This is a genomic window from Moorena producens PAL-8-15-08-1 (assembly GCF_001767235.1).
Classification (GTDB): domain Bacteria; phylum Cyanobacteriota; class Cyanobacteriia; order Cyanobacteriales; family Coleofasciculaceae; genus Moorena; species Moorena producens_A.
In genome coordinates this window covers 7,502,318-7,526,197 of record NZ_CP017599.1, presented here as the reverse complement: position 1 = coordinate 7,526,197, position 23,880 = coordinate 7,502,318, and the positions used below count along the sequence as shown (strand labels likewise).

Below are 23,880 nucleotides of genomic sequence, written 5' to 3'. Positions count from 1 at the left end.
CTGGAAAACCCTACCGGTTATAAAATAGCTATACCAAAATCCCGATCCCCGGCAGTATTTACTAGCACTTTAACGGTAAACAAACCGTAAATATACTGCCTTGGTTTAACTGCGATCGCACTTTCACACTCCCCCCCATCCCCTCGACCAAAGTCCTGACAATAGATAGACCCAAACCCGCGCCACCAGTAGAACGAGTTCTAGTTTCATCGACCCGATAGAAGCGGTCGAAAATACGGGCTTGTTGTTTTAAAGGTATACCAATACCACGATCACAGACCTCAATTCTGCCACGGCCATCCACCTGAGATAACTTAACGGTGACTGGTTTATCGACACTAGAGTATTTTACGGCATTATCAATCAAATTCAGTAAGACTTGTTTGAGGCGATTGATATCAGCTTTGACCCAAATCCCAGGTTTATTACTCTCAACCTTAATAACTCGCTTCGTATATTGTCTTGCCATCTCAGCCACCTCTTGAACCAAGTCATCTAGGACAAAGGTTTCTAGATTGAAGTGTATATGACCACTATCCGCTCGTGCCAAATCCAGTAAATCCTGCAACATTTGCACCGTTCGGTCAGCTTCTGAAGAAGCAATTTCTAGGGCTTCGCGCTGAGGTGGAGTCAAATTAGCACCGCGACGTAAGGTACTTTGGACATAGCCAGAGACTAAGGTTAAAGGAGTGCGCAATTCATGGGATACATTGCTAACAAATTGCCGTTGATTTTCTAAGGCATCATTCAGACGCACGAGCATTTCGTCAAAGGTTTGTGCCAATTCTCTAACTTCAGTCGGAGCATTATCGAGCTGTATTTGCACATCTCCCAAATCATCCGCAGAAATACTCTCAGTTAGCTGACTCATCATCTGTAGTGGTTGGAGCGATCGCTTAATATAGAATGCGATCGCAATACACATCCCTCCAATAGCCAGTGCTGTAGCAATCCCCAGACTCCGGATCAGCTGCAAAAACATCTTTTGATCACTAGTAATGTCTTGGGCAATGTAAAACTTCCCGAGATTGGATTGCTTTACTTCCAAAGTAGTGCCGCAAACCACCCAGTAGCTGCCATTTACTTCCAAGACTTCCGGCATGGGCGGTATCTGTGGCAAATACTTTGGAGACGTCAGGGTTTCAATCACCTCTTGCGCTTCAGATTGAGCAACAATACCATTGTTGGGATGCTTTACCCAGAGTAGGGTGTTACTATTGCTGAGTTTATCAATTGCTTTTTGCATTCCAGTTTCCATGGTAACCATATCGCTATAGATTTCCACATCCTGGGGGAAGCGCTCTGCAATATAACTAATACTCTGTTTGTGAGTGGAAACCAGAATATCCTGCATTTTCCAGCTGGTCCAAATTGCCAAACTCCCCATACCTAAGGCTGAAACAGCGGCAATTCCTAAGGTTAGTCTTACCCGTAGGGAACGTAAATCAAGATAATGGTAGGAGTTATTCAAGAATTTTTCCAGCAAACGGCTGGGGAACTTCATCAGTCTTTGTAGGATTATTTATATTAATATTACTAATTATCACTTTGACAGAACAATCTGAGAAATTACTGATAGACTAGTTAAAATCAGATAACTAATATCTGCTTTGGGAGGATGGGGATTGTCAAGCTAAACCAAAGGGAACAGGGAACAGGGAACAGGGAATAGGGAGTAGGGAGTAGCGATGCAGCGCGGTCTTGGGGGTTTCCCCCACTCGCTATTGCATCAAGACGGGAAAAGGGAAAAGGGAACAAAAATTATCGCAATTCTTTTAGGGTTATTGGTATAGGGAAATTGGGATTTGGTAACTATAATTACTATCTAGCGATAACTACTGGACTAGAAACACTACCAATAACTCTACCGATAACACTACTAAAGTAATTTCACACGATCTGATTGGGTAGACTACCCTAAGGTTAGTAACAGTAAGTATCCTCAGGGGGTGACAAGCTAATTGAAAATCTTACAGGGGTTAGGTTTTAGGGGTTAGGTGAAGCGGGAAAATTGTCAAGCGGGTGGATTGATTAAAACTATCATTGACGTTGTATGGTGAAAATTGCTTCAATTGCTGGGAAATACAAATGACACCGATGCGCTCATTTTACCCAATACCTAAAACCTAACACCTAACACCTATCTAGGTTTGAGCTTTGTTGTCACCCCGTGAGGTAAGTATCTTCTTGTAGCCGAGTAAAAAGCCACCCTGTTGAACTGGATTTATTTAACTCCCTATCGTAATTTATTTTATTTGATAAACATAGCCCAATTATGAGTATCATGAATCGGTAAAATAACGTATATTTATACTATCTACCAATAGCCATTTATTTGTGAACAATAACAAGTGGTGAGAGGCTTACCTATCACCCGCTCATGACCTGACGCCATCACCTGATCTAAGGTTGAGTATATAGGCGTAGGGTGTGTTAGGGACGGGCTCGCCAAGACGCAAGCCATAGCACGTGTTGGGACACTCCGTCCCGTAACGCACCACCGCGTCAAATAGTATGCATTGATATAAGCTGAAAACCAAGTAAAGTCAACTTTTGCCTTCCCCTCCTGGGAGGGGTTAGGGGCTCATAAGGGTAGGTTTTTTACTTTGAGCTCAGTTGGGTAGGGTGCGTTAGGGGGGCCTCATTTTCCGCCTCGTAGCCAGGCTTTGGATAGCCCGCCCCGTAACGCACCACCGTGTCAAACAGCAAAAATGAGATGCACCTCGGGTGCATCGCTATTCCGTCTTATCTCTTCCCTGTTCCCTGTTCCCTAAAATCTAGTGTCAAACAGCAAAAATGAGATGCACCCGTCTAATTTCTAGTTCTATCTATATCCCGTTCTAGTTATTACCGACAATTTAATTATGAAACGTTTTGGAAATTTACTGTTAATTTTGTCAGGAATCCTAATGGCGGGTGAAGCCTCAACTGCCTTAGCTGAGTCTCCCAAAATCGGGAAATCGGAACCGATCCAACACAGAAGTGAACCTAAAACAATCTCACATTTAGGGGCTACTGAGGTTTCTGACATGTCAGAGTATACTGAAGTTCCTAGGTTAGGGGATATATCTCAAACTGAAGCACCGACTACCGATGCCCCTACGGAAACTTCCGATACTGGTATACCTATACCTATAAATCCTATAGATATAGAAGTGCCATTACCGGATAATTCCACTGAAGACACTAAGCAGCAAGATACCGTAGATAGGGAGCTTCCAGAAACAGAAACTTCTACGACAACTGTACCTACAATAGACTCAGATACCAAAGATACAGCAACTCCAGATACAGAAACTCCAGATACAGAAACTGCGGATACAGAAACTGCGGATACAGAGGTAGAGAAAGAAGAAACCACAACGGCTGTTGACGCTAAGGAAAACGACCTGGAAGCAGAAGCTGAAGAACTCAGCCCAGAAGAACTGGCAAAACAGCAGAAACTGATTGAAGCCGATAGACTTTATCTAAGTGGAGATATAATTGGTGCTGAACAACTATATCGTGAAGCAAAGAATCCTTTTGATAATCCAGAACCAGTTCAAAAACTACCGAAGCCAATTTACGAAACCACTCAACTCTCTCCCGCTGGTGGAGTGTATTGGCGTAACTATGAGTCAGGGTTAGAAAAGAATTTAGAAAGTAAAATTCTGATTCCCCTCAAGTTTTTAGTAGAGCAGCAACCAGAATTTATTCCCGGTCATATACGCTACGCTCAAGCTCTAAAAGATTATGAGCGGCTTGATGAAGCCTTAGTAGTTTTAACGCAAGCTAAAAATCTATATCCCCATGAGCCGGAATTAATCAAGGTAACCATGGCAATGCTAGCAGACTCAGAAAATTGGTTTGAAGCATCTCTGGTAGCTCGTGAATTTGCCCTGTTTAATACTGAGCATCCTCAATCGGAAGAGTTTCTTCAGCTCGCTGATCAGCATCTAGACCGCCACATTTCCCATCTCCGGAATGAAATTACCGGTAATACAATAATGAATGTGATCACTGGGACATTAGGTTATGTCTTTACTGGTAATCTCTTTGGTCCCCTGTCGGCAATAGAGTCAACTGTATTAATGCTTCAGGGAGAATCAGGCATTGGGAAAAGAATTGCTAAGCAAGCACAAAAGCAATTACCGATGCTAGAAGACGAAGAAGTGCTGGAGTATGTGCGGGAAATGGGAAATGAACTTACCAAGGTAACAGGTCGCGATGAGTTTAACTACGAGTTTTATGTAGTTATGGATGACCAACTCAATGCTTTCGCTTTACCGGGAGGTAAAATATTTATCAACGCTGGCGCTATCCTAAAAACCAAGTCGGAAGCAGAATTAGCTGGTTTACTGGCTCACGAACTATCCCATGCTGTGTTATCCCACGGTTTCCAGTTAGTCACTCAAGGTAATTTGACTGCTAACATTGCCCAATTTATTCCCTATGGTGGCACTGCTGCTAATTTAATTGTACTTAACTATAGCCGGAATATGGAACGTCAGGCTGATGATTTAGGAACTAAAATTCTTGCGGCTAGTGGCTATGCAGCAGATGGATTGCGCAATTTGATGATTACCCTGCATGATCAAGGTGGACCAAAACCATTATTTCCTTGGCTTTCAACTCACCCAGAGACTAAAGAACGGATTAATAATTTGGAAGCTATAATCGACAATAATGGTTACAACCGTTATACCTATGAAGGTGTAGAAAAGCACCTAGAGATTCAGAAGCGAGTTGCTCAACTCCTGAAAGAATATGAGGAAAAACAGAAGGAAGAAGAGGAGGGAAAACAGGAGGGAAAACAAGAAGATGAGCAGCAGCAAACACAGGATAAAGAACAGGAGCTAAAACCAGAAAATGAGCAGGAGCAAACACAGCAGGAGTAATATTGTAAGTATTCAGCTAATGCGCTACGTGCACGCTACGGGAACAGCGGTCAGCTTTGTGGCACAGGCTTCCAGCCTGTGACTTCACTGAGATTAAACCAATGCTTACCTGTTTTATTGTAAGCATTCAGTGGTCAGCCGTGAACATTGGCCTTTGAGCCACGCTACGCGAATGGCTCACGCTACTTCAGGTGCCGTCAGAATAAAAGAAACCTAAGCAGCTTAAGTAGCGTGCTCATAGCTCATAAGCTGATAACTGATAGCCCATAAGCTGATAGCTGATAGCTGATAGCTGAATACTTACGATCACATTGCTTCAAGTTCCTTACCTTTGGTTTCCCGAACTGCGAAAACAACTAAGAAAAAGGAGATAGCAGCAGCAATGGTATAAAGACCATAAGCAGTACCTAAACCAAATCTAGTCAGGAGAATGGGGAAGGTGATGGTAATGAAAAAATTGGCCATCCATTGAGTTGAAGCACCAACAGACAGTGCAGACCCTCGAATCTGGTTGTTGAACATTTCCCCTAGCATCACCCAGACCACTGGTCCCCAGGAAAAGCCAAAGCAGAACACATAGAGGTTAGCGGCGAAGAGGGCGACAATCCCTTGAAAGTGAGTCAGAATCAATTCACCAGCGCTATCCAAGTGGGCGAAAGTGAAAATAAATGCCATTATCCCCAAGGTCAAGGTCATCCCAATAGACCCGATCAGCAGAAGGGGTTTGCGTCCAAACTTGTCGATGTATGCGATCGCTAAAAGGGTAGTAAGAAGATTAATAGCGCCAGTAATAACATTAATTAGCAGGGAATCCCCTTCTGAAAACCCTACCTCTTGCCATAACACATTACCATAGTAGAATACTACATTAATTCCCACAAACTGTTGAAATAGAGATAATCCCATGCCCACCCAGACAATGGGAAGCAGCATACCATTTTTACCAATCAGATCAGAGAGTTTAGGCTTGCGCTCCTTGAGAACTGTTTGCTGAATTTCCAAGACCTTGGCTTGGACATCACCACTCTCTATCTTGGCGAAAACAGCAGCAGCTTTTGTCAATCGGCCAATAGATACCAGAAAGCGGGGAGATTCAGGAATTAACCAAGCCCCGACCCCATAAACAATTGCTGGAATCACCTCCATCCAGAACATCCAGCGCCAAGCCGGTATAGAAAACCAAAGTGGTGCTTCTGCTGAACCGGTAACCATACCAATTATGTAGTTGCTGACAAAAGCAATAAAAATACCAATAACAATGGCCAATTGCTGCAGAGAACCTAACCTTCCCCGTAGGTGAGCTGGAGAAACCTCTGCGATGTAAGCTGGACTAATTACACTAGCGGCACCCACAGCAATGCCACCTACCAGTCGATAGACTACAAAATCCCAGATACCGATTGCTATACCAGAGCCAATGGCACTGATAGTAAATAAAGCAGCAGTCATCAGCATCACCTTTCTACGGCCATACCAATCCGCCATCTGTCCAGCGTAAAACGCCCCAACTGCAGAACCTAGCAGCATCGAAGATACTGAAAATCCCGTCCCGACGCTAGTGGAGTGAAAGGCTTTTTGCAGTGCTGTAATGGTGCCATTGATCACTGCACTGTCGAAACCGAATAAAAAACCACCAATCGCAGCCACTGCGGAAATCAGGACTACAAAAGATATATGGTATTGTTGTTGGTCATTTATCATTTATAGCAGTTCTCAATGGGGTGAGGTACTTAAGCCGGTAGGGAGTAGGGAGTAGGGAGTAGGGAGTAGGGAGTAGGGAGTAGGGAGTAGCGCTGCATCGCTTTTGAATTTTCCATCCTCATCGATACTTTGCATACCTGGAAGCTTTTGCTCTAATTCTTTAGGTGGATAAGTTGCCAGTTAAGCAACTGTCTATGGAAAGAACGACCTATCACCAATGGCATAGCAGGGTTCAATAGTAGACAGAGCGAGGATTAAAGCCGAATCTTGCTAAGACCTTAACTACCACGGGATTGTGTACAGGTTTAAATAGTGGCATGGGATACCTCACGAAGCTTTAAAAAAGGAAAGTACAGTTTAAAGGTAAGGTAAAGCTCAGGGAGCAGGCAGCAAATGGAATCAACTAAAAACACCACCATGGAAGAGATGAACTTATTCTCAGAGCCTGGCAGTGGCAAGGTAGAAAAGACAATTACCCCTCATAAGCCAGGACGAGTCAAGTATAAAGCAACTTACTGGCCAGCAGAAGTATGCTCCGATTTTCAAGTCACCCTTGAACCTGAAGACCCAGTTACAGTTGTTGGTCGGCGGGGCATTACCCTGATTGTGGTACCAGTGGGTTATATTTTTCCTGACTCCCAAGAGTCGAGCCAAAACCTAGCCAGAGGGATTGTCTCACGTTTGTTGAGTTGGACTCAACGTGTGACTTGAGTGTTTACAAGATTTTCACATCATTAAGCCAAACAATTAACTTCTAAAGCCCAATACTGTCCACTAAGCGGGTCAGTATTGGGCTTCTGGGTTTACTTGAAGTTTGACACTAAGGTAACTTTTGCCTTATAATACTTTTATCGGTATAGTTTTTAGAAACAGCTATGAACAAGTGCGTTTGTACTACTGAAGCGGCATCTCTTTTAGGTATTTCTCCTCGGCGATTGCGCCAACTCCTTGAGAAGGGTCGCGTCCGGGGTGCCTATAAAAGCGGAAAATTCTGGATTATTCCCCTGTTCAACAATCTGCCCCAAATCATTAAAGGTACTAGAGGACCAAAAGGAAAATGGCGTACCAGTCGTACTCCGGCTCTAGCCAAGATTAATGTCAACCGCAATCACATTGGCTCGAATATCCACAAAAGTCCTCAAGAGCGCAAGCCAGTGATTTCAGTAAAACGAAGTGGCAACAATGTATACGGCAACCAGGTAGAAATCCTCGGTCCGTGTCGGATTGTATATCAGCCAGACACTCCACTGGCTTGTGGCGCTCGTCTGTGGATCGAAACCTTCAGTGATATTCACTTCATTGGTGGTAGTTTTCCTGCTCGTGGTTGAAGCAAAAGTTGCTACTTATGCAGAGCAGAACAGAGATATCAAAGTTTGTCGAGAATGGCAACAACTGATCACAAAATTGTGATCACAGAACTATGGCAAGCTTCGGGATTTTATCCGTGGCCATTGACTTGATGCAAAAACTTTTCCAATCGATCCATCCCCTTCTCAATGGAAGCCATATCCGTAGCATAGGAAAGACGGATACAATCATCAGCACCAAAGGCAATACCAGGAATTGCAGCAACTTGCTCGGAACTGAGTAAGCGATCGCAAAATTCCAAAGAGGTTAAACCCGTTTGACTAATGTTAGGGAATAAGTAGAAAGCAGCGTCTGGCTTGAGACAAGTTAGTCCAGCCATGGCCGTGAGGCGCTCTAACATCACCTGTCGCCGTTGGGCAAAGGCTTGGCGCATCTGTTCTACACAGTCAAGGGAACCTTCCAAAGCTGCGATCGCACCATACTGAGCAAAGGTACAAACATTGGAGGTGCTATGACTTTGAATCGTGGTCATTGCTTTAATTAGCTCTACTGGACCGGCTATATAACCGATACGCCAGCCGGTCATGGCAAAAGCTTTAGCAAACCCATTACTAATGATAGTGCGCTGGAATATTTCTGAGCCTACTGCCCCAATACTAAGGTGTTGAGCCCCATCGTAGCGAATTTTCTCATAAATTTCGTCAGAAACCACCAGAATATCTTGCTCTACCACCACCTCCGCCAAGGCTTTTAGTTCTGCGGGAGTATAAACCATACCGGTGGGATTAGACGGAGAGTTGAGAATAAATAATTTAGTTTGGGGTGTAATGGATGAACGGAGCTGAGCCGGTGTAATTTTGTACCCTTGAGTGGCATCTGTAGGAACAATCACAGGTTTGCCACCAGCCAGCTTTACCATTTCTGGATAGGAAAGCCAGTAGGGAGCAGGAATAATCACCTCATCTCCCACTTCAATCAGAGCCAGCATCAAGTTGAATAGGGATTGCTTACCGCCGTTGGTGACAATAACGTTCTGTGTATCGTAATCCAGGTTATTATCATGGCGCAGTTTATTTGCGATCGCAGCTCTTAGCTTCGGTTCCCCAGCGGCTGGACCATACTTAGTCTTTCCTTCATCCAGGGCTTGCTTACTGGCTGCTTTAATATGAGCGGGAGTGTCAAAATCCGGTTCTCCGGCGCTAAAACTACAAACATCAATCCCATCTGCCTTCATGGCTTTGGCTTTAGCCGCAATGGCTAAAGTTAAGGAAGGGGTAACTTGACCAACTCTTGATGCCAGCTTCATTCTCACAAATAATAACTGAGGAATTGTTAATCCGATTGCTTTGACAATCTTATTATTGTCTCATAATAGCTAGCCATTAAGAATTTATTTTAGATTTATTTTAGATTTATTTTAGATTTGTTTTAACATTTATTTTATTTTTCAGCCTTGTCCCTTTGTTACCTAATCAGGGCTAATCAATGCTGTAGAGGTTTGCTGTCAAACTATTAACTTACGTTAACTAAAGACTAGAAACTATATATTTCTTAAATTGATGTGTTTTTTTGCTGCAATTTACTGCCAATTAATTCAGACTTAGATTGATTGTTTACTTGACTAAGTAGCAGGGCAAACGCATCTAAATGCTAGAAGCCTTACTCAGATAAGATAACAAAAACAATAAGCAAAATTACTTATCGTATTACTCTTAGATCCAGTAGGTATTTCAAAATAAGATGCCAATATCGCTGAACTAAGTAAGTAGCTATAAAAGTGTCAGCTATTAGCTGATAGCTGGTAGCTGATAGCTGATAGCTGACATTTGCCCCGACAAGTTTGTTTGGGCTTCTTTGTGTCTACTAATTGATTTTCCTGTCACTGTCGGAAGAGGATATTGTAAATGTTAGAGGTAGAGAAATACTACAGAATCCTGGAGCTGGAGCCTGGAGCGTCACAGGAGGAGATTCACCAGGGCTACCTCGATTTGACCTGGGTATGGCATCCTGACCGTTTTCCTGGTCATCCCCGGCTACAACAGAAAGCTCACTCCAAGCTACAACAAATCAATGAAGCTCATGCCCAATTGCGCTCTTTACAAAGAACTCTCGGTTGGAAAAATAGACACCCCAAGCCTAAACCCCAGAAGCAATCACCATTAAAGAACCAATATCGTAACTCAGGCTTATATAAACGGGAAGTTAATTCTGTAACTACCGAAGCTAGTGAAAGTAGCACTGGCAGTAAGAGTCAGGGAAGTCCAAAGTCTAGGCGTGTCTATCGCAGCCAGAAAATCGATGATTGGTTAGATTAACTTACTGGTGATTATTTGTGATTACTTGATTGGTGCTCTAATTGCTTAAGGTTTCTATATTCTGTCGGTAGGCAATTAAGGCGTGACGATTCCGGTATTCGGCAATAGCACGCAGAATTGCATCAGACACTTCCCGAGATACGATCGTCTTAATTTCAACATTGGTGTTGTAGCCCGGAATATCTCCTAGGCGTCTGCCGTGACCACCTTCTCCCCTTACATCACTAACAGTATAACCAGTAGCCCCTTGGCTTTTGATTAGCTTGACAAGGCTTTCTCGAATTACTGATTCACCAATGATGGTGACTAAGACAGCATTATTGATGGGAGCATCTTCTGTAGACATAGGAAATTCCATAATCCTGACATCTACTAGTCTAGAATCTTCTAGTCTAGTAGATGTCTATTTTTAGTTATCAATGGGATTGACCTACGGTCACCCTACGCGAACCCATTGACAACCAAGCTCAACTATACCGATTAGTGCGTAATTTCAAATCCCTGCAAACCTTCCGGTGTCTCATTCTTAACCACCACATTGTCAACCACAGCATTTAACGGCCCGCTATGACACCAACGAACCATAGCTTCTACTGCTGCGGTGTTACCTTCAAACACTGCTTCCACACGCTTATCAAGAAGATTTCTGACCCAGCCGTTCACCCCTAGATGCTTAGCTTGAAGCATTGTGGCGTAGCGATAACCAACTCCTTGAACTCTTCCGGAAATGAAAACATGGGTGCGGATTTGCTTGTGTGGTGTTGATGAGTTTTGCATTTAGCAGTTTGCTGTTGACTACATCAAGTTAATGTTGAAGGTTGTTCGCCGTAAGCATCCTTTGTCGGCGAGGTTGACTGTAACACACTTTGCTTACGGTCAATCTTCAACCAACCTTCAACATAGTTACCCCAAACCATGGAACTTTATCGTATTGTTTAGCTACAGGGCACCAGCCGCTGTTTTATCCAATACACCTCCAGATAGGTGTGTGGTGATATTCATCGCTTGCAATACTGGGGCTTTGTCTAAGCCTTGGGGATAATCAATTACGCTGACAGCCCCATTTCCCTGCTTGATATTCCAAATTAATGCTGGACTCAAGCCAAGAATGTCACAAAGTACTACTTTATTGATAGCATCATGAGCCACCACTAAGCCAGTCTGAAATCCTGAACCAGATGCCGTAGCCGATTGAACTATCCCATTCCAGGATGGCATTGCCCTTTCCAAAACATCCTGTAAGTTCTCTCCTTCTGGCATTTGTACCGTTTCTGGGGCAACTTTCCACTGATTGAGCAATTCACCATACTCTTGGGTAATCTCTGACTCTAATTTGCCCTCCCATAAGCCATGACTGATTTCCCGGAGTCCATCATCAAGTTGCAAATTGACATTGGGGTGAGACTGGAGAATAATTTCAGCAGTTTCCTTAGGACGCAGCATGGGGCTACTGACAGCCAAATCAATGGGGATATCTTTTAGAAACTCAGCCGCCTGCTGTCCTTGTTTACGACCATTGTCATTTAAAGGTACATCAATCTGTCCCTGAAAGCGAGACGCACGATTCCAATCGGTTTCACCATGGCGCACCAACAACAGACGCAACCCTTGGTCAATATCTCCCCTTCTTGGCAAGGTTTCTCCCAAGTGGGAGGTTTGATTAAGGGATTCCAATTGTACGGTTTCTCCCCAACCACCAGTGAAATTTAGTACATTGATGCCACAATTGGATTGCCTGATACTATGGTAACGACCAGGAGTTACCCCAATGGCACTGCTAATTAAGCAGCGATTGATACCATTATGGGCTACGATTAAAATCGTACCTCCTTGATGGAGGGAGATAACCTCTTGCCAAAACTGCTCTGCTTGTTTATATAGTTCAAGCACGGGAAAGTGTTCTTTAGACCCGACCGCTGTGGGAATCACCATGGAAAATTCATGGGGGCGTTCTTTCCAGCGCTGGTAGTCTTCTGGGAACTTTTCCTTAACTTCATTCTTGTGCAGATTTTGCCAAAGGGGTAAATCGATTTCCATCAGCTGATCTGATGGCTGTAACTGGGGAGCGTCTGGCAAATAGGATAGGATAATCTCTGCGGTTTGCTTTGCCCGTTGTAAAGGGGAGCAGTAGATAGCATCAAAGCTGAGGCTACTGAGGGCAGTACCAACTTTTTGGGCATCAGCACGACCTTTGTCGGTCAAGACTGACTGATCACTGCGTCCTTGAATGATCTGCTGAATGTTGTAAGTACTTTGACCGTGACGGACAATAACGACGCGGGTAGCCAATCTCTTATTCCTCCATGAGCAGGTATGTGGTTCAGCCGGGTCAGCTAGGGTGACAAATGTATACTGGGTCTACTGAGATGATTCCGAATCATCAAGGTAATTGTAACCTAGCTAGATCATCCCTAAACTGGCAGTGTACTGTTGGTGACCGAAGACCCTGAGGGCGCAAGCCCCTGGATTCTATCCATGGGGTTAGCCTTTTAAAGTTACCGTAAGAATAGTGGAGCCTTAATCAATAAGTTTTTTACCCTTTTCTGCATAGCCTGCCAACCATAAAGGCGACCCTATTCTAAGGTTTCGGATTTTGAGGGAATTTATTCCCTAACAGCGATACGAACTTTTGTCCTAGAATATCCACTATAATAGAAAGCAATGCATCAATACCAAGGAGGTGATTTTAAGTGTTGGTTATGGAGTTCAAGGCTGTCCTCAAAGAGCATCAAAAGTTGGCAATAAATGAAGCCATTAGAACGGCTCGTTTTATCCGTAACAAGGTACTTCGGTACTGGATGGACAATCGTGGAACTCGAAAGAAAGAACTCTATCGATACAACACTCAATTAAGGGAAGAGTTTGAATTTGTTAAAGACCTCAATAGTCATGCTTGCCAAGCCTAATCGCGAGAATGTAGAACGAGCAGTAGCGCGTTTCTTTGACAACTGCAAGAATAAAGTCCCTGGGAAGAAGGGTTATCCTCGCTTTAAGAAACATTCGCGTACTGTCGAATATAAGCAATCTGGATGGAAGTTATCACCAGAAAAAAAATCCATAAAGTTCACCGACAAGAAAGGTATTGGGAAAGTCAAGCTCAAAGGTACCTGGGATTTGTGGCGCTTCGACCAGAAGCTAATAAAACGAGTTCGGATTGTCCAGAGAGCTGATGGCTATTATGTCCAGTTCTGTGTGAAAGTAGAGAACCAAGAACAACTAGAAGCCACTGGGTTTACTATTGGATTGGACGTTGGCTTAAAGGAGTTTTACACAGACTCTGATGGATACTCAGAACCTAACCCACGATTTTACCGAAAAGGTGAAAAACGTTTAAAGTTTTATCAACGTCGAGTTTCCCGAAAAAAGAAAGGCTCTACTAACCTAAGACGCGCAATTAATAGATTAGGGAGACATCACCTTAAAATAAGTAGGCAGCGTGAAGAACATGCCAAGAGACTGGTTAGAAGTTACCGTAAGATAGTGGAGCCTTATTACAAAAGATTTAACCCTTTTATGCAAAGCCGAACACCCATAAAGGCTCCACTATCTAAGGTTTCGTCTCCGGCACGTTGCGTAATCCGGTCTAACGACTTGGTCGCTTACGAAAATTTGAGGGTTAAAAACTTAGTTAAAAATCACTGTCTCGCCAAGTCTATTAATGATGCAGGTTGGTACCAGTTTAGGGAATGGTTGGAGTATTTTGGTCAAAAGTTTGGTCGGATAACTGTCGCAGTTAATCCTGCCTACACAAGCCAAAACTGTTCCAATTGTAGCGAAGTCGTCAAAAAGTCATTATCAACTCGAACCCATACCTGTAAATGCGGGTGTCAGTTGGATCGCGACCATAATGCTGCTAGAAACATTCTCACGAGAGCTTTGGGTACGGTGGGGCACACCGGAACTTATCAAAACGCTTGGGGAGAGGATACCTCTACTCTTCTTGGCTCCGGCCTGGAAGAGCAAGTAACCTCGTTGAACCAAGAATCCCCTGGCTTATAGCCATGGGGAGTGTCAATAGTTATTGGTTAGTAGTCCATTGAGCAGCAAAAAATAACTAGTGACTAATGAGCAAAATGCTTGTGTGTTGGGGGGTTCGATGACTATAAAACGGTTCTTTTTGATTGTACTGACGATTTTTGCGATCGCTAGAATTGGCCTTTCTCTGGTAGAAAGCTGGGGTCAGCCCCAGATTCAAACTAATCTGGAACTTCGCCAAACCAATCTAGTACTTCATGGCTGGCAGTGGCAGAACACAAACCCTGATTCTGATACATCTGAGCAGCTTAATCAGGAGTCTAAGATAGATTGGACTGTGGTTCGTAATGCTTTGATTGGTGCTGAGCCGTTTCAATCTGCTCAAAAACAGTATGAAACAGCCCGTCAATTGGCTCAGACCAATCAGTCAAAGATCCTGACCAAACTCCAAAAATTTTCCATAGGGAAGGTAACCACACCGAACGATAGGGGGCAATCACAATCACCAGCTACTCCCCTGACCCAAAACGCCTATCCCTCCGAGCAACAGCAATTGCAAGAGTCATTGTCTGACATCGAACAGCTGATGGCTAAGCTGGATTTGCGTATTGGAATTCTCCAAGCTCAACAAGGAAAAACCGATGCTGCTATTGAAACTTGGGATAAACAGACATACTCTAATGGCTCATTAGAAACTGCTGGGGTATTAATGGGTCTATGGAGTGAGCCACCCCTGGTACTACCAGATGCTGAGGAAAAAATTGAACAAAATTTAGATAATTGGTTCCGCTATCGCGCGTTGAGTCAGCTGTATCAAGTGCAGCAGCGCCAAAGTGACCTATTGTCACTCCAAACCCAAGAACAAGAAACGGCTGAACAAGCAATTGTCAAATTATTCGTTATCGCTGTCATCCCAGGATTTAATACCCTATTGGGTTTAGTAATCTTAGTGTGCTTGGTTGGTCAGTTGTTATTTCAAGGTAAGCAATCCCTTCTAGCAACCAATCATAATGTCCCATGGAAAACAGCTTGGGATGGGGAAATTATTTGGCAAGTGCTGATTTTTGGTTTTTTCGCCATCGGTCAACTGCTGTTACCGGTTTTAATTGGTCTGTCACTGGGGATTGTTGGAATTAACCCAGCCAATTTTACGGTACAGATGAGTGCTTTCTATGTGTTGCTAACTTACCTAATCATGGCATTTGGGGGCTTGTTAGTGATGTACCTTTCCATTAAGCCCTTTTTGCCCCTGCCAGAGGATTGGTTTTGCTTCAAGTGGCGCAGCAACTGGATTGTCTGGGGAGTCGGTGGCTATTTGATAGCACTGCCCTTGGTGATTGTGGTATCTCTGATTAACCAACAGTTATGGCAAGGAAATGGCGGTAGTAACCCACTGTTGCCCCTAGCTTTGGAGGGACAGGACACCATAGCTTTGACGATATTTTTTCTGACAGCAGCTGTGGCAGCACCAGTGTTTGAAGAGATAATCTTTCGAGGGTTCTTGTTGCCCTCTTTGACTCGTTATCTACCAGTTTGGGGAGCGATCGCATTAAGTAGTCTGATTTTTGCGATCGCTCATTTGAGTCTCTCAGAAGTCCTACCCCTAGCCACATTGGGAATTGTCTTGGGATTCGTTTACACGCGATCGCGTAATCTCCTAGCTCCCATGCTGCTCCATAGTCTCTGGAATAGTGGTACGCTTCTGAGTTTGTTTGTTTTAGGCAGTAGTTAAGAATTAAGTTAAACGTTTGAAGTATCAAGTGTGAAGTATGACCCCTTTGGGGAATTCAAAATTCAAAATTCAAACTTCAAAATAAAGAAAATCAGTTCGCGCAGCGTGGCCTACGGCCTTAATTTGGCAATTTTTTCATTCTGGGTACAAGCCCCCACTGATTGTCATTTTGAATTAATAATTTTTAATTTTGAATTGGAGCGCGTTAAGCAGCGTGACCATAGGTCAAGCGACTTGACGTGTGAGATCCTTCACCCTTCAAAAAACACCATAAAGCTGTTTAATAAATACCATAATCTGATTCCCGTACTCCAAATCGGGATTCCAACGTCTGCCTAAGTCATAAACTGAAGGAGCAACACCTCTGGGTACATACTCAAAACGAGGGTCTACGATCGGGACCTCGTTAATCATATCAGTACTGGCATAGGCCTTCAGGTGCTGAATGTGAGCTTTAACTCCTGTTTTCGGGTCAGGAAACGTAGCACCAGCAGCACTAGCCTCAACGGTACCCAATCCACAGAAGTTATTCTGCTCAGGTTTGACCTTACCTCCAAAGCGTAAATAATCGGTTTCCAAACACATCTGACAGAAAGCAACATCGTGGTTCACTCCCTCATTTTCCGCTTCTTCTATGTAAAGTCTGGGTAAGTCAGGAAATTGTTTTAAACCGTCTTGATTGTTTTTCTCAAGAAAGCTTTTCAATTGGCTTTCAGTGGCATTTCCCATCGCCATAATTTGGTCACCATCTTCGAGTAAGGTGCGGGGAAGTGAATTTAAAATAACAGTTTTTGTCTGATTTTCCCAGGATGCAGCTATATTAAACTCCTGTAAGTCTACAGCTTTGACATAGACAACGTTTCCATAACTGATTTGCCGAATATCTTCTTGATCAGTTAGACTAATCCCGAGCATTTCCACTAAATCAACAGGAATAAAGGCATTGCTATTAATTAAAATCCCTTTTTCGTCATACTTCTGTTGTTTAATAAAGATATTGATAGTAGGAAATTCAGGAGTTTTTGGAGTCTGACCGCTCCATTTAATTAATCCTTGAGCAATCCCTTTGGCAAATTTTTCCCGCTGATTTTGCAGTAACTCTAAGTCTTGAGGATTGTCGATAAAACACAACTGCATGAGTACCGAAGAGACTGCTACCTGACGACAAAAGGATAAGCCGCGCCGATTGGGAGAGTGGATATCCGCTTGAATGCCACGACTGGGAAGTTCAGGAATTTCTTGGAGTAAGGCATTCAGTAAGAGCTGAGCATCCAGCTGCCTTTCATGGTTACCATAGATGTAAAAGGTTTGAGCCCCTCGCAGGGAACCGTTAAAGGCATTGCCATGGATTTCCAAGGCTACGTCACCAGGCACAGCATTGGCATTGATCCATCGAATTGTGTCTCGACGACTGAGAGAGTCAGGAACAACAATACAATCTACTCCCCGTAATTCCAGCTCTTTAACAATTTCGTTACGGGTAAGAATCATTTCCCGAGATTCTGTTGTGCCTAAAGCCACTACTCCCGGGTCTTTGAGGTCATGACCAGCGGAAATTATAATACGTGCCATGGGTGGGTTTCTTCTCCTTAGTTTACCGTTTTTTGGTCGGAAAATAATTCGGTAGATAGCTTTAAAAAGTCGTGCTAATAGCTTACGCATTTCGCATTTAAATTGTCAGTTACGGAGAAATAATAAATGAAACCATCAATGATGATTTAGGAATGATGAATACCTCTGGAACTTCTGAATGAATGAATGATAGATTGTTTCGCCATTGACCATTACCATTCGGTTAGGGTCAATGGTGTTCAATTAAAGTCCCATTTTGGCACGGGTTGCTGGGCCGACAATTCCATCTGCATCTAAACCATTTTGTTGTTGGAACTGCTTTACAACTGCCTGGCTACCTGGTCCAAAGACACCATCCACATCCAGACTATAGCCTGCTTTGGCCAAGGCTTGTTGAATAGCACGCACGTCTTCTCCTTTCATATAAGGTCGGCTTAGGCGCAGTACCCGAAATTGTATAGACTTCTCAGATTCTTTCTTGGAGGGTACCGAGATCGAAAACCCTTCTGAAAAACTATTGTTTAGTCGTCTCTCGGTTGATGGTCCGTAGGAACCATCTTCGGCAATCCGGTCATTGATATTATAGCGGTTCCAAACTCGCTGGAATGCCCGCACTGCTAGGGCGCGAATGTCTCGGGTACCTCTGCCTACGTAGTCGAAATGAACTGGGTCTCCCCAACCGAGCCATCGCCAGCCATACTTCTGGAGGTAAGGTCGCCAGCTCAGGTAATCTGAAATATCAATGGCTAGACCACTTTGGTGATTACTTCGAGACGGACGGGCAGCAATGGGAATACCGCAACGGCGATTTCTGTAGTGGTTATATAGTATTAATTGCTGCGCAATGGTCCGATAGGCTGAATTAATTACCATGGGAACGCCCCGGTCTTGAATAGCACGTTCGAGGGCTCTTTTGGCAGCGGGTTGGAGCATAGCCCAGACAGCAGGACCTAGTTGCACATCTAAATCATCAAAGCTGATTAGTACATTTGGGATAAGTCGGTTCATTTCATCAATAATCTGCTTGTCTAGCCCCCGAACCACTTCTGTAGAGCAGGAGGTAACATTTCTGACCTTGATGGATATTTTCTTGGGGAACAACTGCTTGTCGTCATCCCAAACTTCCACATGGGGTTCGTAGACATACCAGGTATTCTTGCCATTAAATTGATCTTTGGTCAAAGCAATCCGTAGGTAAGACTTTTCTTCTTTGAGGTCTACCCAGCTGTGCAGCTCTAGTTCCCTGCCTTTTTTGACCCAAACTTTATCCTCTTCATTTTCGATCTTCTGGCTGGGTACGGGTTGCTGTTTTAGGAAGGTATCATGTACGATTTTCAAAGATAAGACCATCAGTTTCCCTCATAGATGAAATGGTGGCAGTAGTCGTGATTGGTGAGTCGTGATTGGTGAGTCGTGATTGGTATTTGTTAGTTCAAGTACACTCCTGCCTAGGAGGAGTGATTAGGACGTTTCAAGCTAGCTGTTGTTAGCCCTACCAAGCTCAAGACTCTTCCACTATATATTCATATTCAATACTAGAGCCTGGGATTACGGCCAAATCTTTGACAAAATTGGGCAGAATCCTCCGCTTATAACAGTTAGAGTCAAGAGGATATCAAGGTAGATACTTGATTCGACAGTGAGCAGCTACCGACTGGATTGCTACGCCCAATCCCTGTTAATGCAATCAGCATCTCACCCTTAAGTGATATTATGTCTGCTTTAACAATCCCTCGGAAAGGTGTAGTAAAATCGGAGGACAAAAATTTTTTTTGCTTGTGCCAGTTATTCAAATGGCATATTATTTAGTAATAAATTACCGATTTGTGATAAATAGCAACTATTATAATAGTTAGGGCGCACAGACGTGCGCCCTACAAATAGCGTTAATCTTCTGATGCAAACCCTGTCAACAACAGACAGGGCTTCACTTGCCATCAATTAAGATTGTGCGATGATCTCAAACATAGCGATCTGCGAGAATTTCCAAAGCACGGTCTGAGCATCCCATTAACCACAGGTTTGACATCCCAGTTTTCTCCCCTAGCAAAATTCGCCGTCTACAGCGGAAGGTTTCTTCCTCCAAGTAGGCTCCTAGCAAGCTTCGTTTCAGGGAAGGACTCCAGATACCGGTACGTCCATGGAGCACTCGCCAGTTGTTAACTACTAACACCTGTCCGGGAGTCAGTAGAAATTCGGCATTATAGTCAGGATCTTGTAAGAGTTGGGAAAATCTTCGGTAGGCTGTCAATAAGTCTTGAATTTTATCGTAGGAAACCTCTAGGGGTATCCTGGTGTTGTGGTTATACCGAATCTGATACACTTCGCCATTTTCATCCAAGTTAATTAGATGATTACGCCGGTAAGCTTCCCATTCGTATTTCCGACCGCTGGAATCATTTTCCGATAGTTTCTCCTCCACAGACAGTCGTCGGCGACCTGCTGGTATATATTCTGTGGTAAGTAGCTCAAAGAAGTAGGGGTTTTCGGTTTTGATTACCTCTGCTAATTTGAAACCATCAATGACAGTGGAATAGGCTTGTCTGTCGTTATCCGGGTTGTCGTAGAGGGTACATTGCAGAAATTGGATTCCAGTGGGAATATCGTAGGCAGTAACGTCTGTATGATTTCTTAAACGCCCCAATTGATAAGAATGTTGGATAGCCTGAGCAACTGCGTTCTTTCTATCCATAGTAAATACATTGGTGGGATGATAACGTTGCCGTAAAGGCCCCACCCGTTCAATTAATGCCCGAAAGCTTTGTTCGTCATTTGGAGCATTATCAATTACTGCTACCCCTAGTTCGACGAGCTGATTCAGGTAAGACAATAAAACGTCGTCATCATTCATCACCTCATGATAATCAAAATAAGAGATAGATACTGATGCATCCCAAAGTTGAGGTTTTGATTTTTGTTTAAGGGCTGGGTCATCGTAACAATGAACTCGTAGCCAGGAAGGATCGAATACACTGTGATGCCCTGTTTCCTGACCACCCCAGACAATATCCAAATTGCCTTCACGATCAATTGTGACCTCTTTAGGAGTTGGGTTTAAAGGAATTTTGAGGAGGTCATGTCCACTATTATTGAGGCTTAAGGTATCTCGCTGAAAGCATTTAGGACAGCGACAGCTATCTAGGAGCCAGAGATTATGGTAAAAGCTTTGATGGCCATCTTTCCAAGTGATCTCTACACCATTGTCATGGGTTGCTATGGATTCGATGCGAAAAGCAGGTTTGAGTTGTCGAAGTAGCGTGGTCATTTTAATTTCAAGCTCCTATGTATCAAGCTCCTAATGTATTTGGTTTCTTTAGATTGTGGTGCGGTCTGCGAGCATTTCTAAAGCACGGTCTGAGCATCCCATTAACCAGATATCTGACATACCGCTTTTTTTGCCAAGTAACAGTCGCCGTCTGCTACGGAATGTTTCTGGTTTCATGTAGGATCCCAGTAAAACTCGTCGCAGCTGAGCATTGTGAATGGCGGTACGCCCGTGGAGTAATCGCCAGTTGTCGTTAACTAATACTTGTCCCGGAGCAATCAGAAATTCGGCGTTATATTCAGGAGCTTCAGCTAGTGCCGTAAATGCTTGGTAGGCTGCATATAAGTCTTGAATCTTATCAGGAGAAACCTCTAGTGGCACTCGGTCTTTTTCATGGTGACGAATCTGGTAGACTTCACCGGTTTCATCTAAATTAATTACATGCTGGCGATGATAAGTTTCCCATTGATACTTCTTGGTGCCAATTTCATGCTTAGATACCTTTTCTTCTACACCCAGGCGACGGCGAGCTGTTGGCACATACTCTGTGGTCAGCAACTCGAAGAATTTTGGCTGTTGGGTTCTGAGAACTTCGGCAATTTTGAACCCATCCACTAGGGTAGAATACGCCTGTTTGTCATTGTCTGGGTTATCGTATTGGATACATCCGAGAAATTGCAGTCTGGGAGGAACGTTGTAAGATACATGGTCTGTGTGATTATGTAAACGTTCCATATACTGATAGGCGTGGTGAATATTCCCTGCCAGTTTGTTTGCTGTATCCAACGTAAAGATATGGGTGGGATGATATCGTTGTTGGATCGGTCCAATTCGCTCTATCAGTGCCTGAAAACTCTCTCGATTCTTGGGGACGTTGTCAATGATGACTACTCCCAATTCCAGCATCTTGTCCAACCACAGCAACAGTGCCCAATCGTCTTTCATCACTTCGTGGTAATCAAAATGAGGGATGGACACTGATGAATCCCACAGTTGGGGTTTTCGTCGCTGTTTGAGGGCGGGGTCTGTTTGACAGTGAACTCGCAGCCAAGATGGATCGAATACACTGTGATGTCCAGGTTCTTGACCGCCCCAGACTATATCCAAATTGCCTTCACGATCGATCTTGACCGCTTCAGTGATGGGATTGAGTGGCATTTTCAGGGGGTCATGTCCTTCCCCTTCTGAGCTGTTAAGGCTCAATGTATCCCGCTGGAAGCATTCGGGACAGTGGCAAGCATCCCGCAGCCAGAGGTTATGGTAAAAGCTGTGATGACCATCTTTCCAAGTGACTTGTACACCGTTGTTGGTCACTGCAACTGATTCGATCCGAAAAGCGGCTTTGAGTGGCCGAAGTAGGGTTGTCATCTTTCACCTTTATCCTTTGTCTTACTTGGTTTCCATTTATTTGAGAACTAGGCTTCAGCCCCCACCATTACCTTTGACTGAGAGGTCAATTGTTTGCCGTTAGTGGTTTGATAGCCGTTGTATTCCAGTGTCTCTCCATTAGCGGTGAGTGTAGGGGTGAGAGTCTGGTAAAACACTTCCTGACAGCAGTTGTTTTCATCAGCAATCAGTACCCGCGCTTGGTGTCCGCTACTCAAAATTTCAGCGCGATCGCATTGCTCGTTTGCCCAAATAATCAAGGTATCTCCCTCTTTGCACAGTAGCGCTCCCCCTCCATTGGGACAAATTTTTCCTGAACCTGCTTCTCCTGGCAAAACATAGGTTGACCAGCGATTGCCATTGTCAATGTTGACAATTTCTACTTCTTCGAGGGGTAGGATCCCTACCTGTGCCAGCAAGTCGGAGTCAATCGTGACACTGCCCACATAGTGGCGGTTTGCCTCAGTCACACGCACTCGATGTAGCTTGGCGTGCATTAGTTTGATGGTCGCCATGATTTATCCTCCATTGAGTTGAATGAATTAAAATTCAATTGACTTGAACGAGCCTATTTTTGAACTTAGCCATTGGAATCTTACAATCTCTGTTTGAGATTGCTATACCGTTACTCCCTTAATCACCAAAAACCTAAAACCTAAGTAATTTCGGTTTTCAATTGAGGTGCGCTTGACCCGTAATTAAATTCGCCACGGGTCGCACCTCAATTTCGGTTAATCAGTGACTTATAAGTCTCGAAATAGGATTCTTTTTTCGTTCACAATTATGACTAAATAGGCGCTTTTTAGCAGCTATCTAGTCATCGAATCGAAGTTAACACATTTGTCTTGATGCAGTCGCTCATGGGGGAAACCCCCAAGACCGCTTAGGCGCGCTTTCCGTAGGCGAATTAAATTCGCCACGGGTCGCACCTCTGCATCGCTTTTTGATACATCACTTTCCGGAAAATACATCAATTTACCTTTCTCCCTCCCGCCCTATCCATTGCTAAAATAGCCAGTTTAACAGTTACTTAATTGGCACTCTAGCTTCAATCGCCGTGGCATGGTAAAATACTTGCACTTAAAATTATAGAAAATCATCTGTTTCTATCCATTCCGTGCTGTGTTGGCTATCTATATTGTCAGTCTTCTTCAGGTTTACGAAGGGGAATCTTTAGACAAGTATCTTGCTCCTTCAACAATAGACAATCCACTGTAGCATAGATACTGCCTTGTTTATTTTTATAGACTACTTCTCCAGACAGTGGTAAGGGAGCTGTGTGCCATACTCCAGGATGAATTGATATGCCGTAACTACCATCGGAGTAAAGGGCTACAAAATCTTCTGGTTTGACATTGTCCCCAGGAGGCGCTAATAGAAAGATACTAGGTTCACCATTTTTAGGAATAAAAGCCTCTCCTGCATCTAGATGGGCGCTAAGCCAATTCACTAGCACATAGTTACAGTTAGTTTCAGGATCAACTACAGCCTTTCCTGCTGCACCACCGCGAGCATTTTTATGGTCAGCGGAAAGCACCGTAGAACCACGCCAATATACTTTGAATTCGTCTTCAATAAATGTACCATAACCCCCCCTAGCAATAAGAGGTCGTTTTCCTGGGTTTGGCCATTTACACAACTCTATTTCAACATCTTCAAAATCCGTGAATACAGTTCCTAATCCTTCAGCATTTTTTGAGTTTAGCTTTTTTAATGGAACGTCATAGTATTTGCATGGTGTAGCCATGA

Annotated in this window: 21 protein-coding genes; 7 read left to right on the top strand and 14 right to left on the bottom strand. The window is 43.8% G+C overall.

Features of this window, described 5'->3' with window-relative positions:
• Positions 1–61: 61 nt before the first annotated feature.
• On the bottom strand, positions 62–1,504 hold the full coding sequence (locus BJP34_RS27605; protein WP_070395109.1) for a sensor histidine kinase: 1,443 nt from the start codon (positions 1,502–1,504) through the stop codon (positions 62–64).
• 1,360 nt (positions 1,505–2,864) lie between these two features.
• Here BJP34_RS27605 and BJP34_RS27600 point away from each other — a divergent pair.
• Complete coding sequence (locus tag BJP34_RS27600) at positions 2,865–4,877, top strand: M48 family metallopeptidase (RefSeq protein ID WP_070395108.1); 2,013 nt, start codon at positions 2,865–2,867, stop codon at positions 4,875–4,877.
• Between the two features lie 306 nt (positions 4,878–5,183).
• Here the strand turns inward: BJP34_RS27600 and BJP34_RS27595 are convergent, their stop codons facing one another.
• Positions 5,184–6,578, bottom strand: coding sequence for a sugar porter family MFS transporter (locus BJP34_RS27595; RefSeq protein WP_070395107.1), 1,395 nt, complete (start codon positions 6,576–6,578; stop codon positions 5,184–5,186).
• A 12-nt stretch (positions 6,579–6,590) separates the two neighbouring features.
• Complete coding sequence (locus tag BJP34_RS49575) at positions 6,591–6,713, bottom strand: hypothetical protein (RefSeq protein ID WP_267876398.1); 123 nt, start codon at positions 6,711–6,713, stop codon at positions 6,591–6,593.
• 258 nt (positions 6,714–6,971) lie between these two features.
• Here BJP34_RS49575 and BJP34_RS27590 point away from each other — a divergent pair, with 258 nt between their 5' ends.
• Both BJP34_RS27590 and BJP34_RS27585 read left to right on the top strand, forming a co-directional pair.
• Positions 6,972–7,289: an NfeD family protein gene (locus BJP34_RS27590; RefSeq protein ID WP_070395106.1), complete on the top strand. Its 318-nt coding sequence runs from the start codon at positions 6,972–6,974 to the stop codon at positions 7,287–7,289.
• Between the two features lie 164 nt (positions 7,290–7,453).
• Complete coding sequence (locus BJP34_RS27585; RefSeq protein ID WP_070395105.1) at positions 7,454–7,906, top strand: helix-turn-helix domain-containing protein; 453 nt, start codon at positions 7,454–7,456, stop codon at positions 7,904–7,906.
• A gap of 110 nt (positions 7,907–8,016) precedes the next feature.
• On the opposite strand, the gene BJP34_RS27580 is transcribed toward BJP34_RS27585, so the two are convergent.
• Positions 8,017–9,192 carry a pyridoxal phosphate-dependent aminotransferase gene (locus BJP34_RS27580; protein ID WP_070395104.1) on the bottom strand — a complete coding sequence of 392 codons (1,176 nt, stop codon included), beginning with the start codon at positions 9,190–9,192 and terminating at the stop codon, positions 8,017–8,019.
• A 598-nt stretch (positions 9,193–9,790) separates the two neighbouring features.
• On the opposite strand from BJP34_RS27580, the gene BJP34_RS27575 reads away from it, so the two are divergent.
• Entirely contained in the window at positions 9,791–10,201 is a 411-nt protein-coding gene (locus BJP34_RS27575; RefSeq protein WP_070395103.1) for a J domain-containing protein, read from the top strand.
• Between the two features lie 37 nt (positions 10,202–10,238).
• On the opposite strand, the gene BJP34_RS27570 is transcribed toward BJP34_RS27575, so the two are convergent.
• The 3 genes from BJP34_RS27570 to BJP34_RS27560 form a co-directional block, all read right to left on the bottom strand.
• Positions 10,239–10,559, bottom strand: a complete 321-nt coding sequence (locus tag BJP34_RS27570; RefSeq protein WP_229424054.1) for a P-II family nitrogen regulator — start codon at positions 10,557–10,559, stop codon at positions 10,239–10,241.
• A gap of 122 nt (positions 10,560–10,681) precedes the next feature.
• Positions 10,682–10,978, bottom strand: a complete 297-nt coding sequence (locus BJP34_RS27565) for an acylphosphatase (RefSeq protein ID WP_070395102.1) — start codon at positions 10,976–10,978, stop codon at positions 10,682–10,684.
• A 162-nt stretch (positions 10,979–11,140) separates the two neighbouring features.
• Positions 11,141–12,490, bottom strand: a complete 1,350-nt coding sequence (locus BJP34_RS27560) for a histidine phosphatase family protein (protein WP_070395101.1) — start codon at positions 12,488–12,490, stop codon at positions 11,141–11,143.
• Between the two features lie 410 nt (positions 12,491–12,900).
• Between BJP34_RS27560 and BJP34_RS50555 the strand changes: the two genes are divergently transcribed.
• From BJP34_RS50555 to BJP34_RS27550, 3 genes are read left to right on the top strand one after another with little or no spacing between them, the layout of a single operon-like run.
• Positions 12,901–13,107: a hypothetical protein gene (locus BJP34_RS50555; protein WP_418904078.1), complete on the top strand. Its 207-nt coding sequence runs from the start codon at positions 12,901–12,903 to the stop codon at positions 13,105–13,107.
• The gene (locus BJP34_RS27555; protein ID WP_418904077.1) at positions 13,091–14,200 is read left to right on the top strand and encodes an RNA-guided endonuclease InsQ/TnpB family protein; all 1,110 of its coding nucleotides are present in this window, start codon (positions 13,091–13,093) and stop codon (positions 14,198–14,200) included. Before BJP34_RS50555 ends, BJP34_RS27555 begins: the two co-directional genes overlap by 17 nt.
• 58 nt (positions 14,201–14,258) lie before the next feature.
• Positions 14,259–15,908, top strand: a complete 1,650-nt coding sequence (locus tag BJP34_RS27550; protein WP_324610963.1) for a CPBP family intramembrane glutamic endopeptidase — start codon at positions 14,259–14,261, stop codon at positions 15,906–15,908.
• A 258-nt stretch (positions 15,909–16,166) separates the two neighbouring features.
• Here BJP34_RS27550 and BJP34_RS27545 read toward each other — a convergent pair whose 3' ends face one another.
• The 7 genes from BJP34_RS27545 to BJP34_RS27520 all read right to left on the bottom strand — a co-directional run bounded on the left by BJP34_RS27545 (position 16,167) and on the right by BJP34_RS27520 (position 23,878).
• Positions 16,167–17,480: an N-acetylmuramoyl-L-alanine amidase gene (locus tag BJP34_RS27545; RefSeq protein WP_070395100.1), complete on the bottom strand. Its 1,314-nt coding sequence runs from the start codon at positions 17,478–17,480 to the stop codon at positions 16,167–16,169.
• A 243-nt stretch (positions 17,481–17,723) separates the two neighbouring features.
• A complete protein-coding gene (locus BJP34_RS27540; RefSeq protein WP_083305375.1) occupies positions 17,724–18,830 on the bottom strand; it encodes a peptidoglycan-binding protein in 1,107 nt (368 codons plus the stop codon).
• Between the two features lie 610 nt (positions 18,831–19,440).
• Positions 19,441–20,745 carry a TauD/TfdA family dioxygenase gene (locus BJP34_RS27535; protein WP_070395099.1) on the bottom strand — a complete coding sequence of 435 codons (1,305 nt, stop codon included), beginning with the start codon at positions 20,743–20,745 and terminating at the stop codon, positions 19,441–19,443.
• Positions 20,746–20,793: 48 nt separating this feature from the next.
• A complete protein-coding gene (locus BJP34_RS27530; RefSeq protein WP_070395098.1) occupies positions 20,794–22,113 on the bottom strand; it encodes a TauD/TfdA family dioxygenase in 1,320 nt (439 codons plus the stop codon).
• 47 nt (positions 22,114–22,160) lie between these two features.
• Positions 22,161–22,646: an aspartate 1-decarboxylase gene (panD, locus tag BJP34_RS27525; RefSeq protein ID WP_070395097.1), complete on the bottom strand. Its 486-nt coding sequence runs from the start codon at positions 22,644–22,646 to the stop codon at positions 22,161–22,163.
• 294 nt (positions 22,647–22,940) lie between these two features.
• Complete coding sequence (locus BJP34_RS44660) at positions 22,941–23,102, bottom strand: hypothetical protein (RefSeq protein ID WP_158517510.1); 162 nt, start codon at positions 23,100–23,102, stop codon at positions 22,941–22,943.
• Positions 23,103–23,272: 170 nt separating this feature from the next.
• Positions 23,273–23,878, bottom strand: coding sequence for an ureidoglycolate lyase (locus BJP34_RS27520; protein WP_070395096.1), 606 nt, complete (start codon positions 23,876–23,878; stop codon positions 23,273–23,275).
• Positions 23,879–23,880: the final 2 nt, after the last annotated feature.

Coding starts and splice junctions, on each gene's coding strand:
- BJP34_RS27605 (WP_070395109.1), bottom strand. CDS start 1,504: ATGAAGTTCCCCAGCCGTTTGCTGGAAAAATTCTTGAATAACTCCTAC.
- BJP34_RS27600 (WP_070395108.1), top strand. CDS start 2,865: ATGAAACGTTTTGGAAATTTACTGTTAATTTTGTCAGGAATCCTAATG.
- BJP34_RS27595 (WP_070395107.1), bottom strand. CDS start 6,578: ATGATAAATGACCAACAACAATACCATATATCTTTTGTAGTCCTGATT.
- BJP34_RS49575 (WP_267876398.1), bottom strand. CDS start 6,713: ATGCAAAGTATCGATGAGGATGGAAAATTCAAAAGCGATGCAGCGCTA.
- BJP34_RS27590 (WP_070395106.1), top strand. CDS start 6,972: ATGGAATCAACTAAAAACACCACCATGGAAGAGATGAACTTATTCTCA.
- BJP34_RS27585 (WP_070395105.1), top strand. CDS start 7,454: ATGAACAAGTGCGTTTGTACTACTGAAGCGGCATCTCTTTTAGGTATT.
- BJP34_RS27580 (WP_070395104.1), bottom strand. CDS start 9,192: ATGAAGCTGGCATCAAGAGTTGGTCAAGTTACCCCTTCCTTAACTTTA.
- BJP34_RS27575 (WP_070395103.1), top strand. CDS start 9,791: ATGTTAGAGGTAGAGAAATACTACAGAATCCTGGAGCTGGAGCCTGGA.
- BJP34_RS27570 (WP_229424054.1), bottom strand. CDS start 10,559: ATGGAATTTCCTATGTCTACAGAAGATGCTCCCATCAATAATGCTGTC.
- BJP34_RS27565 (WP_070395102.1), bottom strand. CDS start 10,978: ATGCAAAACTCATCAACACCACACAAGCAAATCCGCACCCATGTTTTC.
- BJP34_RS50555 (WP_418904078.1), top strand. CDS start 12,901: ATGGAGTTCAAGGCTGTCCTCAAAGAGCATCAAAAGTTGGCAATAAAT.
- BJP34_RS27555 (WP_418904077.1), top strand. CDS start 13,091: ATGCTTGCCAAGCCTAATCGCGAGAATGTAGAACGAGCAGTAGCGCGT.
- BJP34_RS27545 (WP_070395100.1), bottom strand. CDS start 17,480: ATGGCACGTATTATAATTTCCGCTGGTCATGACCTCAAAGACCCGGGA.
- BJP34_RS27540 (WP_083305375.1), bottom strand. CDS start 18,830: ATGGTCTTATCTTTGAAAATCGTACATGATACCTTCCTAAAACAGCAA.
- BJP34_RS27535 (WP_070395099.1), bottom strand. CDS start 20,745: ATGACCACGCTACTTCGACAACTCAAACCTGCTTTTCGCATCGAATCC.
- BJP34_RS27530 (WP_070395098.1), bottom strand. CDS start 22,113: ATGACAACCCTACTTCGGCCACTCAAAGCCGCTTTTCGGATCGAATCA.
- panD (WP_070395097.1), bottom strand. CDS start 22,646: ATGGCGACCATCAAACTAATGCACGCCAAGCTACATCGAGTGCGTGTG.
- BJP34_RS44660 (WP_158517510.1), bottom strand. CDS start 23,102: ATGTATTTTCCGGAAAGTGATGTATCAAAAAGCGATGCAGAGGTGCGA.
- BJP34_RS27520 (WP_070395096.1), bottom strand. CDS start 23,878: ATGGCTACACCATGCAAATACTATGACGTTCCATTAAAAAAGCTAAAC.